14 protein-coding genes are annotated in these 15572 nt (G+C 65.8%); 3 read left to right on the top strand and 11 right to left on the bottom strand.

The window, feature by feature from the left end; genetic code table 11:
• Positions 1-2 precede the first annotated feature (2 nt).
• Positions 3-1382 (top strand): L-serine ammonia-lyase, encoded by a 1380-nt coding sequence (locus GEU84_RS02995; RefSeq protein WP_152823988.1) that lies wholly within the window; start codon positions 3-5, stop codon positions 1380-1382.
• Between the two features lie 136 nt (positions 1383-1518).
• On the opposite strand, the gene GEU84_RS02990 is transcribed toward GEU84_RS02995, so the two are convergent.
• The 5 genes from GEU84_RS02990 to GEU84_RS02970 are packed head-to-tail and all read right to left on the bottom strand — an operon-like array spanning position 1519 to position 5818.
• The gene (locus GEU84_RS02990; protein WP_152823987.1) at positions 1519-2133 is read right to left on the bottom strand and encodes a TetR/AcrR family transcriptional regulator; all 615 of its coding nucleotides are present in this window, start codon (positions 2131-2133) and stop codon (positions 1519-1521) included.
• A complete protein-coding gene (gene ppk2 / locus GEU84_RS02985) occupies positions 2130-3008 on the bottom strand; it encodes a polyphosphate kinase 2 (protein WP_152823986.1) in 879 nt (292 codons plus the stop codon). The genes GEU84_RS02990 and ppk2 overlap by 4 nt, the downstream gene beginning before the upstream one ends.
• 55 nt (positions 3009-3063) lie before the next feature.
• Complete coding sequence (locus GEU84_RS02980) at positions 3064-4005, bottom strand: alpha/beta fold hydrolase (RefSeq protein WP_241427550.1); 942 nt, start codon at positions 4003-4005, stop codon at positions 3064-3066.
• Positions 3995-4912, bottom strand: a complete 918-nt coding sequence (metA, locus tag GEU84_RS02975; protein ID WP_152823984.1) for a homoserine O-acetyltransferase MetA — start codon at positions 4910-4912, stop codon at positions 3995-3997. The genes GEU84_RS02980 and metA overlap by 11 nt, the downstream gene beginning before the upstream one ends.
• Positions 4913-4948: 36 nt before the next feature.
• Positions 4949-5818: an ATPase gene (locus GEU84_RS02970; protein WP_152823983.1), complete on the bottom strand. Its 870-nt coding sequence runs from the start codon at positions 5816-5818 to the stop codon at positions 4949-4951.
• Between the two features lie 184 nt (positions 5819-6002).
• On the opposite strand from GEU84_RS02970, the gene rnd reads away from it, so the two are divergent.
• On the top strand, positions 6003-7160 hold the full coding sequence (gene rnd, locus GEU84_RS02965; protein ID WP_152823982.1) for a ribonuclease D: 1158 nt from the start codon (positions 6003-6005) through the stop codon (positions 7158-7160).
• Positions 7161-7288: 128 nt separating this feature from the next.
• Here rnd and GEU84_RS02960 read toward each other — a convergent pair whose 3' ends face one another.
• Positions 7289-7744 carry a hypothetical protein gene (locus tag GEU84_RS02960; protein ID WP_152823981.1) on the bottom strand — a complete coding sequence of 152 codons (456 nt, stop codon included), beginning with the start codon at positions 7742-7744 and terminating at the stop codon, positions 7289-7291.
• A gap of 139 nt (positions 7745-7883) precedes the next feature.
• Here GEU84_RS02960 and GEU84_RS02955 point away from each other — a divergent pair, with 139 nt between their 5' ends.
• Positions 7884-8300: a SufE family protein gene (locus tag GEU84_RS02955; protein ID WP_152823980.1), complete on the top strand. Its 417-nt coding sequence runs from the start codon at positions 7884-7886 to the stop codon at positions 8298-8300.
• Here the strand turns inward: GEU84_RS02955 and GEU84_RS02950 are convergent.
• From GEU84_RS02950 to mdoH, 5 genes are all read right to left on the bottom strand, one after another.
• Positions 8297-8638 carry a DUF427 domain-containing protein gene (locus GEU84_RS02950; RefSeq protein WP_152823979.1) on the bottom strand — a complete coding sequence of 114 codons (342 nt, stop codon included), beginning with the start codon at positions 8636-8638 and terminating at the stop codon, positions 8297-8299. The genes GEU84_RS02955 and GEU84_RS02950 overlap by 4 nt on opposite strands.
• Positions 8639-8753: 115 nt before the next feature.
• Positions 8754-10556, bottom strand: a complete 1803-nt coding sequence (locus GEU84_RS02945; protein ID WP_152823978.1) for an aminopeptidase P family protein — start codon at positions 10554-10556, stop codon at positions 8754-8756.
• 68 nt (positions 10557-10624) lie between these two features.
• On the bottom strand, positions 10625-12496 hold the full coding sequence (gene cobT, locus GEU84_RS02940; protein ID WP_152823977.1) for a cobaltochelatase subunit CobT: 1872 nt from the start codon (positions 12494-12496) through the stop codon (positions 10625-10627).
• 51 nt (positions 12497-12547) lie between these two features.
• A complete protein-coding gene (locus GEU84_RS02935; protein WP_152823976.1) occupies positions 12548-13777 on the bottom strand; it encodes an OpgC family protein in 1230 nt (409 codons plus the stop codon).
• Positions 13770-15569 (bottom strand): glucans biosynthesis glucosyltransferase MdoH, encoded by a 1800-nt coding sequence (mdoH, locus tag GEU84_RS02930; protein ID WP_152823975.1) that lies wholly within the window; start codon positions 15567-15569, stop codon positions 13770-13772. Before mdoH ends, GEU84_RS02935 begins: the two co-directional genes overlap by 8 nt.
• Between the last annotated feature and the right edge of the window lie 3 nt (positions 15570-15572).

Here is a 15572-nt window from a genome sequence, read left to right as displayed (position 1 = left end):
GCATGTTCCTTTCGGTTTTCGACATGTTCAAGGTGGGGGTCGGCCCGTCGTCATCGCATACGATGGGGCCGATGGTGGCCGCCGCGCGCTTTCTGGACCGGCTGCGCGCCAGCCCGTTCCACGCCCATGGGCTGCGCGCCTCGCTGCACGGCTCGCTGGCCTTTACCGGCGTGGGGCATGCCACCGACCGGGCCACGATCCTGGGGCTGGCCGGGTTTGAACCCGCCACATATGACGCGGAAAAGGCCGAGGAAACGCTGGCCTCGATCCGCGCCACCAAGACCATTCATGCGCCCGGCCTGCGCCCTCTGCGGTTCGATCCCGGCAGCGACCTGTTGTTCGATTTCGGCCCGGCGCTGCCGCAGCATGCCAATGGCATGATCCTGCGCGCCACCGATGCGCAGGGCGACGTGATCCTGCAGGAGACGTATTATTCCATCGGCGGCGGCTTCGTGCTGACCGGGGATGAGCTGGCCGAGGCGGGCAGCGGCAAAGCCAAGGCACCCTCCGGCGTGCCCTATCCCTTTGATACGGCGGAACAGATGCTGGCGATGGCCGCCACCTCGGGCCTCAGCATCGCGCAGATGAAACGCGCCAATGAACTGACCTTCCGCACGGCGGCGGAACTGGATCAGGGCATCGCACGCATCTGGCAGGTGATGAAGGATTGCATCGACAGGGGTATGGCGCGCGATGGCATCCTGCCCGGCGGCCTGAAGGTGCGGCGCCGCGCCAAGGGCATCCATGACGCGCTGATGGCCGAACGCGGAATGAACATGGCCCCGCCGCATGTGATCAACGACTGGATGAGCCTTTATGCCATGGCGGTGAACGAGGAAAACGCCGCCGGTGGCCAGGTGGTGACGGCCCCCACCAATGGCGCGGCGGGTGTGGTGCCTGCGGTGATCCGCTACTGGCTGGATCATGTGCCGGGCGCGTCCATCACCCGGCTGGGTGATTTCATGCTGACGGCGGCGGCGGTGGGCGGGTTGGTCAAGCACAATGCCAGCATCTCGGGGGCAGAATGCGGCTGCCAGGCCGAGGTGGGATCAGCGGCGGCGATGGCGGCAGCGGGCTTTGCCGCCGTGCTGGGCGGCACGCCGGAACAGGTGGAAAACGCCGCCGAAATTGCGCTGGAGCATCATTTGGGCATGACCTGCGACCCGGTGAAGGGTCTGGTGCAGGTGCCCTGCATCGAGCGCAACGGGCTGGGCGCGATCAAGGCGGTATCGGCAGCGTCACTGGCGCTGCGCGGCGACGGGGTGCATCTGGTCAGCCTTGATGTCTGCATCGAAACCATGCGGCAAACGGGCCGCGACATGCACGAGAAATACAAGGAAACCTCGCTGGGCGGTCTGGCGGTGAATGTGCCGAACTGCTGACGGAACGCAACTTCCCGCCCGATCGTCCGCTGCCGTGCCGCCTTGCGGAACACAGCGCTTTTCTCATTTTCTGTCTCAAAATATCCCACGGGGGTCCGGGGGTGTGAAACCCCCGGCGCCCGCATCCCGCACACCGCTACCGGTCCGGCGCAATCAGCCCCAGCCCGCGCAGATAGATGCCGATCCCGGCCTCCAGCAGATCCTCGGGCGGGAAGGGGCTTTTGGCCCCCGGATTGCCCCGGGTGAACAGTTCCACAACCCCGTGACTCATGGCCCAGACGTGGTTTGACACCATTGTGGGCGGCGGCCTGCGGTCGGCGGGCAGGTGGTCTGACAGTTTTTCGGCCGCGCGTTCCAGCACCGCGCGCGCCTTGCCCGCCACCAGCGCAAGTTCGGGATGCGCGTTGAAGGTCAGCCCGCTTTCGAACATCGCCGGGTAATGGCCCGGGTATTTGCGGGCGAAGGCAAGGTAGGCCCGCCCCGTCGCCTCGAACGCCGCCAAAGCCGAGGGTTTGCCGTCGTTGTAGGCATATTCCATCAGCGCCGCGAAAATGTCATAGCCCTGGCGGGCGACCTCGGCGATCAGATCCTCGCGGCCTGCGAAGTGGCGGTAGACGGCGGCGGGTGTCACCTCGGCCAGTTTCGCGGCCTCGGACAGGGTGAACCCCTGCGGCCCCTTTTCGCTGATCAGCGCCAGCGCCGCCTCGACCAGCGCCTGCCGCAGATTGCCGTGGTGGTAGCCGCGTTTCATGCGGTCTGGTCATGCCACAATTCGGGCCCCGCGCAGATCAACGGGTCAACCGTGCCGATCACCGCCGGATCCTTGCCCTTGTAATCGACCTTGTGCAGCACGGTCTGGATCGCGGCGATGCGCGCACGTTTCTTGTCGTCGGACCGCAGCAGCGTCCAGGGGGCCAGATCGGTATGGCTGCGCGTCAGGGTTTCGGTGATGGCGGCCGAATACTCATCCCATTTCTTCAGGCCCTCGATGTCGATCCAGCTCAGCTTCCATTGCTTCAACAGGTCAGCCTCGCGGGCCAGAAAGCGGCGCAACTGTTCGGCGCGGCCCACGTTCAGCCACAGCTTCACCAGCACGATCCCGTCATCCACCAGCAGGCGCTCAAAACTGGGAAGCTGATGAAAGAACGCCTCTTTCTGCGCGGGCGTGCAGAAACCGAACACCGGTTCCACCACGCCGCGGTTATACCAGCTGCGGTCGAACAGCACGATTTCCCCTGCGGCGGGCAGCCAGTCGATATAGCGCTGGAAATACCATTGCGTCGCCTCGCGGTCTGACGGTTTGGCCAGCGCCACCACGGATGCCACGCGCGGGTTCATGTTCTCGCGCATCGCGGCGATGGTGCCGCCCTTGCCCGCCGCATCGCGGCCCTCGAATATCACCACGATGCGCTTGCCGGTGTCCTTCACATCGGCCTGGAGCCGGGCAAGCTGAACTTGCAGCCCCTCCATCTGCGCGTCATAGTCCTTGCCCTTCATTTCCTCGGGGTAGGGGAAATCCTTGGCCAGAATGTCATCCTTGCCTGCCGCCTCGATGGCCTGGCGGATGGCCTTCGGGGCGTCGTCCTTGAAATAGCGGGTGATCGCGCCGTCAAAGGGAAGGTCCATCGCATGCTCCATGTCTGCCGTAGGCCAGTATGGCCCGTGGCGCGGCCAGCCGCAATCAGCGGCGGGCGGCAGCGCGGTCGATGGCGGCGATGACGGCAGCCGCATGGGTATGGTGCGGCATGTGGCCCGCCCCCGGCAGCACGGTCAGCACCCCGCCCGGCAGCAGGCGTGACAGCGGTTCGCCATGGATGGCCAGCGGCACGGTGGTATCGGCATCGCCATGCACGATTTCCACCGGCAGGGTCAGCTTTGGATAGTTTTCCGCCATGGCGGTGACATAGGGTTTCAGCCCGCCTACCTGTTGGGCATTGGTGCGCAGGCTGGCGCGGCGCAGCGTCAGGCCCGCACCGATGTAGTCGGCATAGCCTGCGGGCGGGGGGAAGGGTTCAAAGATGCTGGCGATCGCCGCCTGCGCCTGTTTTTCCCCGGCAAAGGCCGTGACCAGCGGCACCACCGTGGCCCCGCCCAGACTGCTGCCGAGGATGGCATATTGCGGCCCCAGACCCCCCGGCCAGGGCATTGTGGCACCTGACAGCACCACCAGCGCGCCGGTGTTGCCGGGGTCGCGCAGCGCCCAGGCCATCGCCACCGCGCCGCCATAGCTGTGCCCCAGCACCACGGGGTCGCGCACGCCCAGCACGCGCGCCGCCGCGATCAGCTGATCGGCCTGCACCAGCGGCGAATTGCCCGCATCGCCCAGACTGTCCGACCAGCCCATACCGGGCCGGTCAAGGCTGATCACCCGGTAGCGGTCCTTCAACTGATCGACCAGCGCAAAGGTGAAATCGCGTGTGTTGCCGCTGGCCCCGTGGATCAGGATCAGATCAGGCCCGGCACCCTGCACATCGGCATGCACCGCCTTGCCGTTCACCGCGATCAACTGGCCGGTGGGTGGGTATTTCGTTTCCGCCACAGCCTCGCGTTCCGCCGCGCGGCTGCCCACCACCGCGGCGCAGCCGCCGAGGGCCAGCGTGGCAAGGACGAAACTAAGAGCCAATCTGCGTGATGTCATAGGGGGTTGATTGATAAATCTCGTTGATCCAGTTGCCATATAGCAGGTGGGCGTGGCTTCTCCAGCGGTTGCGGGGCGCGTTGCCGGGATTGTCATCGGGGTAATAGTTCATCGGCACGTTGATGGGCGTGCCATTGGCCACGTCGCGGTCATATTCCTGTTTCAGCGTGTCGCTGTCATATTCGAAATGGTTGAAGATATAGAGCGCGCGATGCGCCGGATCCTCGACCAGCGCGGGCCCCGCAAGATCGCTGCCCACCAGCGTGGTCAGGGCAGGAGCCGCGTCGATCTCGGGCTGTTTCATTTCGGTCCAGCGGCTGACCGGAATCACGAATTCATCCGAAAACCCGCGCAGATAGGGCGAATGGGGCACCAGATTGACATGCGGGAAACAGCCAAAGGCCTTGGCGGGCAGCATGTGTTTCTGCACGCCGTGGAAATGGTTTATCATCGCCATCCCGCCCCAGCAGACGCCAAGGGTGGATTGCACATGGGTCTGCGTCCAGTCCATCACCTGACAAAGTTCATTCCAATATGTGACCTCTTCGAAGGCCAGATGTTCGATGGGCGCGCCGGTGATGATCAGGCCATCGAATTTTTCATCCCTCACGTCCTGAAACGGGCGGTAGAACGTCTCCATATGCGCGGCGGCGGTGTTTTTCGTCTGATGCTCGGACATGCGGATCAGGTGCAGGTCGATCTGCAACGGAGTGGCCCCGATCAGCCGGGCGAACTGGTTTTCGGTCTGGATCTTCTTCGGCATCAGGTTCAAGAGCGCGATCCGCAAGGGCCGGATGTCCTGCCGGGCCGCCCGTTCGGGCGACATGACCATGACACCTTCACGGCGCAGAACGTCGAAGGCGGGCAGGGTTTCGGGCAAGGTGATGGGCATGTTCGGTCCTTGGGGCGGCCAGTCTGGCGCGGCTGTCTAGGCGGTTTCGCTGCGGGTTTCCAGAGCGGTGGCGATCAGGTCGGTAAAACCTGCGGCATCGCGCAGCGCGCCCACATCCTCGGCCGTCACGGTCACGCCCCAGCGCGCCATGGCGGCATAGCGGGGCTGGCGGTGCGCCAGCGCGCGGGCATAGGTCCAGCGCACAAAGGAATCGGGGTTCACCTGCGCCTCGGTTTCACCCGTCTCGCTGCGATAATCACGCCAGGCGGCATGCAGGAAATCGGGCTGGTAATACATCGGCTTGGGTGCGCGGTCGAAACGCCGGATCAGCTCGGCGGTATGGGCTTCCGACCCCTTGATCCAGACCAGCAGCAGGTTGCCCGCCAAGGCCCGCAGCACCGGGTCGTCGGGATCGTCGGGGTTCACCACCTCGCAGATCGACCCACCACTGTCGCAGACGAAATCGGCATAGCCATAGATGTCGGCGGCGCGGCGGATGAAACGCGGCGTGTCCAGCAGGGCGGCAATCTCGGCCTCGCGGTGCTGGCCCTGGCGGATCAGGTAATCATCGAAATCCAGCCCGCCCAGTTCGGGATTGCCGGGCTTGCCCATGTAGCTGGACAGCGGCGCCAGATTGTCGAAGGTGATGTTCGAGGCGATATAGACGGAATCCGTCAGCAGCAGTTCGCGCAGGAACGGCACTTTCATCGCCTCGCGCTTGAAATTGTCGGCGATGTGTTCGCCCATGTAGCGGGTGCCGATGCGGTAATCGACCGAGTAGTGAAACCAGCCCGCGGTGTCGCGCAGCAGGTTGGATACATGCGTCTTGCCCAGCCCCGACATGCCGAACAGCAGCACACGCTTGGCCGAAGCCGCGCGCCATTCCCTTGCCGTTGCATAGATCATGCCGTCACCCCTGCCCAAATCCGGCCCTCTGTTACCGCGCATAGGGCCCGAGTTCACGCGGATTCTGCCGCAATCGCCGCCCATTCCCGACAGGCCGCCGCGCGCGGGGGTTTATTTTGCTGGCCCTTGGCCCTATAGCGGTAGGGCGGGATGCCCCCGTGACACCCCTTGCACCGGGAATTTCATGCAGACCATTACCACGACCGAAGCGCTTGCCGCCTTCTGCACGGCGGCAAAGGCCGCGCCCTATGTCACCATCGACACCGAATTTCTGCGCGAGCGCACCTATTGGTCGAAACTCTGCCTGATCCAGATGGCGCTGCCCGGCCGCGACGGGCTGGCCGTGCTGGTGGACCCGATCGAAGGCGAAGCCATGTCGATGGAGCCGCTTTATGACCTGTTCCGCCACGAGGCGACGGTAAAGGTGTTTCACGCCGCCCGGCAGGATCTGGAGATCTTCTTTGTCGAGGGCAATGTGTTTCCGGTGCCATTGTTCGACACGCAGGTGGCGGCCATGGTCTGCGGCTTTGGCGAACAGGTGGGCTATGAAACGCTGGTCAAGAAGATCGCGCATGAACCCCTGGACAAGACCAGCCGCTTTACCGACTGGTCGCGCCGGCCCCTGTCGGATGCGCAAAAGGAATATGCGCTGGCCGATGTGACGCATCTGCGGGTTATCTATGAAAGCCTGTCGGCGCAGATCACCAAGAACGGGCGGCAGAAATGGGTGGCCGAGGAGTTGTCGGTGCTGACCGACCCCGCCACCTATACCGTGCATCCCGAAGAGGCCTGGCTGCGCATCAAGACGCGCACCACCTCGGGGCGGTTTCTGGCGGTGGTCAAGGAACTGGCGCGTTTCCGCGAGGTCTATTCGCAGGGCCACAACGTGCCGCGCAGCCGGGTGATGAAGGATGACGCGCTGCTGGAGATTGCCTCGACCCGGCCGACAAATCATGAGGAGCTGGGCCGCTCGCGCCTGTTGATGCGCGAAGGGCGGCGTGGCGACATAGCCGATGGCATCCTTGCGGCGGTCAAGGCGGGGATAGAGATGAAGCCCGAACTGCTGCCCAAGCCCGACCTCAGCCGCGACCAGTTGCAGGTAAACCCGGCTCTGGCAGACCTGCTGCGCGTGCTCTTGAAGGCGAAATCGGAAAGTCTGGGCGTGGCGGCCAAGCTGATCGCATCTTCCGTCGATCTGGATGCCATCGCAGCGGGCGAGCGTGACCTGCCGACGCTGAAAGGCTGGCGGCGCGAGGCCTTTGGCGACGATGCGCTGCGGCTGTGCCGGGGCGAGATCGCCCTGTCAGCCAAGGGCAGCGAAGTGCGGGTGGTGGTGCTGTAAGCGGCGGTTCCGCACGGAATGCGGGCTCGTCCTTGCCAATCCGGCCGACGGCCGGACACAAAAATCCTCCGAAGGATTTTTTGCAAATTTCTTCAAAGAAATTTGGCTGCCTGCGCCGCGCGGGCGGCTTACCTGCGGCTTGACCGCGCGTTGGCCGCGCCCTGCACGGTGATCTGGCGGATGCTGTCGAGTTTGAAATCCGACAGGAAGGCCGCCACCTGCACCTCGCGCGATTGCTGGGTGGACACATCGGCACGGCGCAGCGGCGGCACAAGGCGGAAGTCATAGACCAGCACGCCATTCTCATCCAGCGGGCGTGGCACCAGTTCGGCATCCCAATGGCCTTGGGTCGGCGGCAGGCCGGTGGCGCGCACGATGGCGCCGCCCTGCATCGGCTCCACCGTCATGAACGTCACCTGTTCCACCAGCGGGCGCGGGTCAGCATCGATCGGCACGGCCAGCGCGGCGGTCTGGGTTTCCTGTGATCCGCCGAACCAGTTGAACGGGTTCAGCCGGGCGCTGAACCCGCCGCAGCCCCCCAGAACCAGCATAAGCGTCAGTGCGGCCAGCAGCGGTTGTCTCATGCCTGTATCCCTCTTGCACCCGCCTTGGGTATCCGATGCACGGGCGTTTGAAAAGCCGCTTGGCGGTGCGGGCGGTCGCAAGGCTGGACCTTTGCCACCGCACGGCCTACCTAACCCCCAGCAGTAGCCGGAGCAGCGCATGGCCACCCCCGCCTTTGAAGAGATTGCCGAAACCTTCGACTTCCTGGATGATTGGGAAGACCGCTACCGCCATGTCATCGAACTGGGCAAGGCGATGCCCGCGCTGGATGCCGCCTTCAAGGTGCCCGCCACCAAGGTGGATGGCTGCGCCAGCCAGGTCTGGATCAGGCCCACCGTGACAGGGCAGGGCGCGGATGCGACCTTTGACTTTCAGGGTGAAAGTGACGCGATGATCGTGCGCGGGCTGATTGCCATCCTGCATGCGCTTTACGCCGGGCTGACACTGGCCGAGGTGGGCCGTGTCGATGCCGTGGCCGAGCTGGGCCGGCTGGGGCTGAACGACCATCTGTCGGCGCAGCGGTCAAACGGCGTGCGCGCGATGGTCGAACGCATCCGGCAGGTGGCGGCGGCCTAAAGCTGCTCCACCGTCACCTTGTCGGTATAAAATGCCAGATGCCCGGCAATCGCCGCAACCTCTGCCTTCGGCGCTTCATAGGACCAGGCCGCGTCGCGGATGCGACCGCTTTCTGTGACCAGCGCATAGTGGCTGGCCGTGCCCTTCCATGGGCAGGTCGAGGTGGTATCGGTCACGTCAAAGAACGCCATCGCCAGATCGGCGCGGGGGAAATAGATCACCGGGGCGCGGCTGCCCTCGGTCAGTTCCAGCGCATTGCGGCTTTCGCCCAGCACTGCGCCATCGGCCCGGATCACCCAGGTGCCCGAGGCCTTGCGGATGTGGATATGGTCACTCATCGCTCATTCCCCCTGAAGCCCTGACAGCCTGTCGCCGCGCCGCAGGCTTTCTGCGTTGCGGAAACTGTAGATCACGGATCTGCCGCCTTCCCCTGCGTCAAAGCGGCGCAGCCGGTCACAACGGCACACAGGCGGCGCGCAGCCAGTCCAGCGCCGGGGCCGACACGCGCGGGCCGATGCGGGCCAAGACCTCGGCATGATAGGCATCCAGCCAGGCCCGCTCTCCCCGCGCCAGCTCATCGGTCAGGATCAGCCGCCGGTCCAGCGGCACAAAGGTCAATGTCTCAAAGCACAACTGGTCGCGGCTATCGCCGCCGGGCAGGGCCGGAGCCTGCGCGACCACGATCAGGTTTTCCAGCCTTATGCCAAAGGCCCCCTCGCGGTAATAGCCGGGCTCGTTCGACAGGATCATGCCGGGGTCAAGCGGCACATCCGAAACCCGGCTCAGCCTTTGCGGCCCCTCATGCACCGACAGGAAGGCCCCCACGCCATGCCCGGTGCCATGGTCAAAATCCATGCCCGCCAGCCACAAGGGGTAACGCGCCAGCGCGTCGATATGGCAGCCCGCAACCCCGCGCGGAAAGCGGGCGCGGCTGATGGCGACCATGCCTTGCAACACGCGGGTGTAGCAGGCCCGCGCCTCATCCCCCGGATCACCCACGGCCACGGTGCGGGTGATGTCGGTGGTGCCGTCAATGTATTGCGCGCCCGAATCCACCAGCAGCAACTCACCGGCCCGCACCGGCCGGTTCGACTGTTCCGTCACGCGGTAGTGCATGATGGCCCCGTGTGGCCCCACGCCGCAGATCGTGTCGAAACTGATGTCATGCAAGGCGTTGGTGGCGCGGCGGAAGCCTTCCAGCGCGCGCACCACGCTGATTTCCGTCAGCCCGCCCTTCGGGGCCTCGGCGTCCAGCCAGCACAGGAATTCCACCATCGCCGCCCCGTCGCGCAGATGCGCCTCGCGGGTGGCGGCAATCTCGGCGGGGGTCTTGCGGGCTTTCGGCAGGCGGCATGGGTCATCGCCCGCGGCCACGACCACGCCCGCCTCCTCCAGTTCCATGCGCAGCGCAACAGGGGCGGTGGTCGCATCGACCCTGACAGGCCCCGTCAGCGTGTGCAGCGCGGGCACAAGGGCCAGCGGCGGGCGCAGCGTGACATGCGGGCCCAGATGCGCGCGGGTGGCCGCATCGAACTTGGCGCTCTCGGCAAACAGCGTCACGCGGGCATCGTCATGCAGCACGGCAAAGCCATGCAACACCGGGTTGCGCGGCACATCCGCCCCCCGGATGTTCAAAAGCCAGCACAACGAATCCGGTAGGGTGATGACCGCCGCGCGCTGCCCCGCCTTGCGCAAGCCTTCGGCCAGTGCCGCGCGCTTGTCATGGCTGGAGGCGCCCGCCAGTTCCTCGGGATGCACAAAGGCGCGGCCCATCGGCGGGGCAGGCTGGTCGGGCCAGACCCGGTCCACCATATTTGCGCTTGCGCGCAGGGTCACGCCGCTGCCCGCCAGCGCGGTTTCCAGTTTCGCAATCTCGTCGCCGGTGTGCAGCCAGGGGTCAAAGCCCACCACACCCTCCGCCAGATGCGCCCTGATCCAGTCGCCGGGTTTGGTTTCGGGCCAGGGCACCGGGGTGAAATGCCATAGGTCCACCTGCCCCTTGACCTGCACACGGTAACGCCCGTCGATGAACACCCCCGCCAGATCGGGCAGCACGATGCAGAACCCCGCCGATCCGGTAAAGCCTGTCAGCCATTGCAGGCGCTCATCCCGCGCGGCCACATATTCGCCCTGATGCGCATCGGCGCGCGGCACCAGAAAGCCCGCCAGCCCCTCGGCGGCCAAGGCGGCGCGCAGGGCCGCCAGCCGGGCAGGGCCGGTAGAGGTGTCAGACGTGGCCTCAAAACTCTGAAACATGGCGTCTTCTTTCCAGATGAAAATATCCGCGGGGGAGAGGCCGCAGGCCGAGGGGGCGGCAAGCCCCCTTACCCCGCCCGCCGCCCCGCTGCGCGGGCCCGCTTGCGCGGATCGGCGTCGAACAGCCCGGCCAGTTGTTCGGTCATCGCACCCGCCAGCTGCTCGACATCGGTGATTGTGACCGCGCGGTTGTAATAGCGCGTCACGTCATGGCCGATGCCGATGGCGATCAGCTCCACCTGTTTGCGCCGCTCCACCATGGCGATCACGTCGCGCAGGTGTTTTTCCAGATAATTCGCGGGGTTCACCGACAAGGTGCTGTCATCCACCGGCGCGCCATCGGAAATCACCATCAGGATGCGCCGCGCCTCGGGGCGCATGGTCATGCGGCGGTGCGCCCATTCCAGCGCCTCGCCGTCGATGTTTTCCTTCAACAGGCCCTCTTTCATCATCAGGCCCAGGTTGGTGCGCGACCGCCGCCAGGGGCTGTCCGCCCCTTTGTAGATGATGTGGCGCAGATCGTTCAGGCGGCCCGGCTGCTGCGCGCGGCCCGTGGCCAGCCATCTTTCGCGGCTTTGGCCACCTTTCCAGGCACGCGTGGTAAAGCCCAGAATCTCCACCTTCACCGCACAGCGTTCCAGCGTGCGGGCCAGCACATCGGCGCAGATCGCTGCGATGGAAATCGGCCGCCCGCGCATGGAGCCGGAGTTGTCGAGCAGCAAGGTCACGCAGGTATCGCGGAATTCGGTATCCTTTTCCGCCTTGAAGCTGAGCGGGGTCGTGGGGTTGGCCACCACGCGGGCCAGACGCCCGGCATCCAGCATGCCCTCTTCCAGATCGAAATTCCACGAACGGTTCTGCTGGGCCTGCAACCGGCGTTGCAGCTTGTTGGCCAGTCGCGACACGGCCCCTTTCAGCGGTTCAAGCTGCTGGTCCAGATAGGCGCGCAGGCGTTCCAGCTCGGCCGGCTCGGCCAGATCCTCGGCGCGGATTTCTTCATCGAAATCGGTGACAAAGACCGTGTAGTTCGGGTCGGCGTCGGAATGGGGGGCAGGGGGCGGCGGCTCCAGCGGGGCCTCGCCTTCGGGCAGTTCGGCCTCTTCGCCCTGCTCCATATCCGGCTGATCGTCCATGCTGACCTGAGCCTGCGACGCATCCTGCTGTTCTTCCTGGCTGCGCTCGGGTGACGCTTCGGCATCGTCGCCGTCATCCTGATCGTCGCCGGTGCTGTCGGGCTGGTCGGGGTCTTCCTCGGCCTCGTCGGCGGCCTCGTCGTTCTGGTCATCCTGATCGGGGTCGTCGCCCAGCTGGTCGCCGTAGCCCAGATCGGAAATCACCTTGCGGGTCAGCCGTGCAAAGGCCGCCTGATCGGCCAGCGCATGCCCCACGTTTTCCAGACTGCCGCCCGCCTGTTCCTCGATGAAGCCGCGCCACAGCTCCATCACATTGGCGGCACCCTTGGGCATCGCGCGCCCGGTGGCCAGATGCCGCACCAGATAGCCCGCCGCGGTGGCCAGCGGCGCATCGGCGGCCTGCGTGATCTGGGCATAGCCCTTGCGGTCGGCCTCGTGCCCGATCTTGGCGTCGATATTGCCTGCCGTGCCGGGCATGGCGCGCGCGCCCACAGCCTCACAGCGCGCGGTTTCCATCGCGTCGTAAATCTCGCGTGCCAACTGCCCGGTGGGGGCATAGCGCGCCGCCACGCCCTCGTCATGGTAGCGGCGGCGCAGCGCGAAGGCATCGGCGGTGCCGCGCGCCAGCAGCACCTCGTCGCGCGTCATGCGGCGGCTGACCTGCGGCAGGCGCATGCCGTCCTTGGTCATGCCGGGCGGATCGACCGAATAGGCCACCGCCATGTCGGGGTCATTGGCCATGGTCTTCGTGGCCTCGGCCAAGGCTTTCTTGAAGGGATCGGCGGGGTTGTCGCTGGGCTTGCTCATGCGCCAGATAAAGCACCCGAAAGGGGGCGGGGCAAGGGGGCAGGTGGCGGATTAGGCGGGTGCCAGCGCGGTGGCGGGGGCAGAACCTGGCGCCGTCAGCGGGGGGATCTGCGGCGCAACGGGCTGGGCATCGACCGCAGCAACCGGCGGCTGGCGCCGCGGGGCCTTGGCCCCCCAGCGTTCGCACAGAAAGGCCAGCGCGAACTGCACCGCCAGCCCGCAGGCCAACAACACCGTATCCAGCCAGAACGGGCTGCCCCATGCATCCAGCATGCCCTGTGCGGCAAAGCACAGCACGGTGCCAGTGGCAAACACCGGCAGCGACTGCCGCCCCAGCATGGCAAGGGGCTGCGCCGGTGCGCTGGCGGCCAGCCTGCGCACCACCGGCAGCGTGGACAGAAAATAGGCCAGTGCCAGAATATGCAGCAGGCGCGGCAGCGTCACAAAGGTCTTGTCAAAGACATGGATGTAATGCGGCAGGCCAAGCTCGCTGAGCAGCCACATGCCATGGCCCAGCACGCCCGCCACCGTATCGGACCGTGCCCAGACCAGCGACAGCAGCAGATAGCCGCCCGCCAGCCATTGCAGCGGGCGCGAGACCGGCACGAAACGGCGGCCCTCTTTCATCGCAAGTCCGGTCAGCAGACCGGCAACGAACAGCACCTGCCAGGCAAATGGGTTGAAAAACCAGCCCCCCGGCATCGGGTAATTCGGCAGGTTCAGGCGGAACTGCCCGGCCGCCGCCCACAGCACCAACGCGCCGAACATCAGCGTCTTGGGCCAGCGCAGGCCCAGGATGATCAGGCCCGGCGTCACCGCCAGCAGCACGGCATAAAGCGGCAGGATATTGGCATAGCCCAGTTGATGCGTCAGCAGCGGCACGCCCAGCATGACACCCAGCGGGCGCTGGAACAGCCATTCCAACTGGTTTTCTTGCAGCAGTTGCGGGGCCGCCAGCCATATCGCCGCCGCCGCCGAAACGGCCATGGCCAGCATGGTGACAAGGATATGCACCATATACAGCGTCCAGACCCGCCGCCAGATGCGGCGCGCGCCCGCCCATGTGGCATGGGGGCGAAACCCGGCAGCATAGGCCAGCCCGGCCGATATGCCCGACATCAGCACGAACCCCTCGGCCGCGTCGGAAAAGCCGAAATTGCGGCTGGTCAGGTGTTCATAGAACGTCCCCGGCACATGGTTGATGAAGATCATCACCAGGGCCAGCCCGCGCAGCACATCCAGCCGGGGGTCGCGGCCCGGAGGCGCGGCGCTGTCAGGCATGACGCGCACCGGCGGCGAAGGGCAGGGGTTCAGCCTCGTCCGCCACAGCGCGTTGCCAACCGGCCAGAACCGCCTCTTGCAGCAGCATCACCGGGGCGGGGTCACGGTCGCGCGGCGTGCTGAACAGCGCCGTGCTGCTGGGCCGCGAGGTCCAGCCCACGATCAGCGGCGACAGGATCATCGGCAGCGCCACGGGCAGCAGCCAGGGCACCAGACCGGGGGCAAAGGTCCACGTTGTGCCAAGGCCCAGCAGGCCCCAGGTCACGATCCAGTAGCAGGCGGCCCAGGCCTCGGCAAAGGTCAGGCTGCCGTCGCCGCGGTTGTTGGTGGGCCAGCCGCCATCGCGGCCCGACAGCACCTGAACCACCGAGCGTGTCTGGAACATCATCAGGATCGGCGCGGTGATGGACGAAAACAGCAGTTCCGCCAGCGTCGATTCCAGCACCCGCAGATTGCCGCCAAAACCCTGCGCCCGGCCCCGGATCATGGCATCCACCGCCACCATCAGCTTGGGCAGCAGCAAAAGGCCGAATATGCCAACGGCCAGCCCGATGGCCTTCCACGTCTCGTCACTGGGAAAGACAGGGAAGGGCCAGTAGGGCACGGGAAAGTAATCGGGCGCGGGGGCGAAATAGGGGGCTGCGATGCTGGCCACCAGAAAACCCAGCCAGAACAGCGGCGCAATATAGGAAAGGATACCCTGCACGAACACGAAACGGTTCCAGCCGCGCAGGCCCGGCGCACCGACCAGCCGGGCATGTTGCAGGTTGCCCTGGCACCAGCGCCGGTCGCGTTTGGCGTGATCGACCAGATTTTCCGGGCCTTCCTCGAACGAACCACCCAGATCATCATCCAGCCGCACCACCCAGCCCGCGCGGGCCAGCAGGGCCGCCTCGACGTAATCATGGCTCATGATATGGCCACCAAAGGGCGGCGGGCCCGACAGTTCCGGCAGGCCGCAGCTTTCGGCAAAGGCGCGCACGCGCACGATGGCGTTGTGGCCCCAGAACGGGCCGGTATCGCCCTGCATCATCGCCAGACCGCGCGCAAAGACCGGCGAGTGGAAACTGGCGGAAAACTGCATCGCCCGGCCGAAACGCGCGCGGGCGCGGATTACCTTGGGCAATGTTTGCAACAGGCCAAGGCGAGGCTCCGCCTCGATCCGGCGGATCATCTCGACGATCGTTTCGCCTTCCATCAGGCTGTCCGCATCAAGGATCAGCGCGTAATCATAGGCGGCACCCGACCGCTGGATGAATTCTTCGATATTGCCGGCTTTGCGACCCTTGTTCACCGTGCGGCGGCGGTAAAAGATTCGCCCTTCGCCCGCCGTTTCACGCAGAAGCCGCAGGAACCACAGGCGTTCGCGCGCGGCTATGCCCTCATCCCGGGTGTCGGACAGGATGGCAAAGTGAATATGCGCCGTCGTGCCGGTGGCGCGCAGCGACATATCCATCGCGGCGATGCGCGAGAATGTGGTCACGGGATCCTCGTTATACACCGGAACCAGAATCACGGTGCGGCCCCTGATCGGCGCGCTGCGGTCGATCTGCGGCGCGCGGGGCTGCGTCAGCAACCCCAGCAGCGCATGCGCCGCCCCCCAGGCCAGCCAGAAGGTCGAGGCAAGGATGAAGGCCGAACGCACGATATCCATCGCGTCCAGCCCGTCGGCCCAGCCGAATTGCAAGAACAACAGGAAAGCGCCGGCAGCGGCAAGCGTGCTGATGGCCAGCGCGACAATGCGCGCGGGCAGCACGCGGGCCGCGTCAGCCGATCGTGGCACGCGTGTCATGGG

Source organism: Fertoeibacter niger (genome assembly GCF_009380135.2).
In the GTDB taxonomy this organism is placed as follows: domain Bacteria; phylum Pseudomonadota; class Alphaproteobacteria; order Rhodobacterales; family Rhodobacteraceae; genus Fertoeibacter; species Fertoeibacter niger.
Note: the sequence above shows the minus strand (reverse complement) of the source record. Positions and strands in the feature narration are given on the sequence as shown.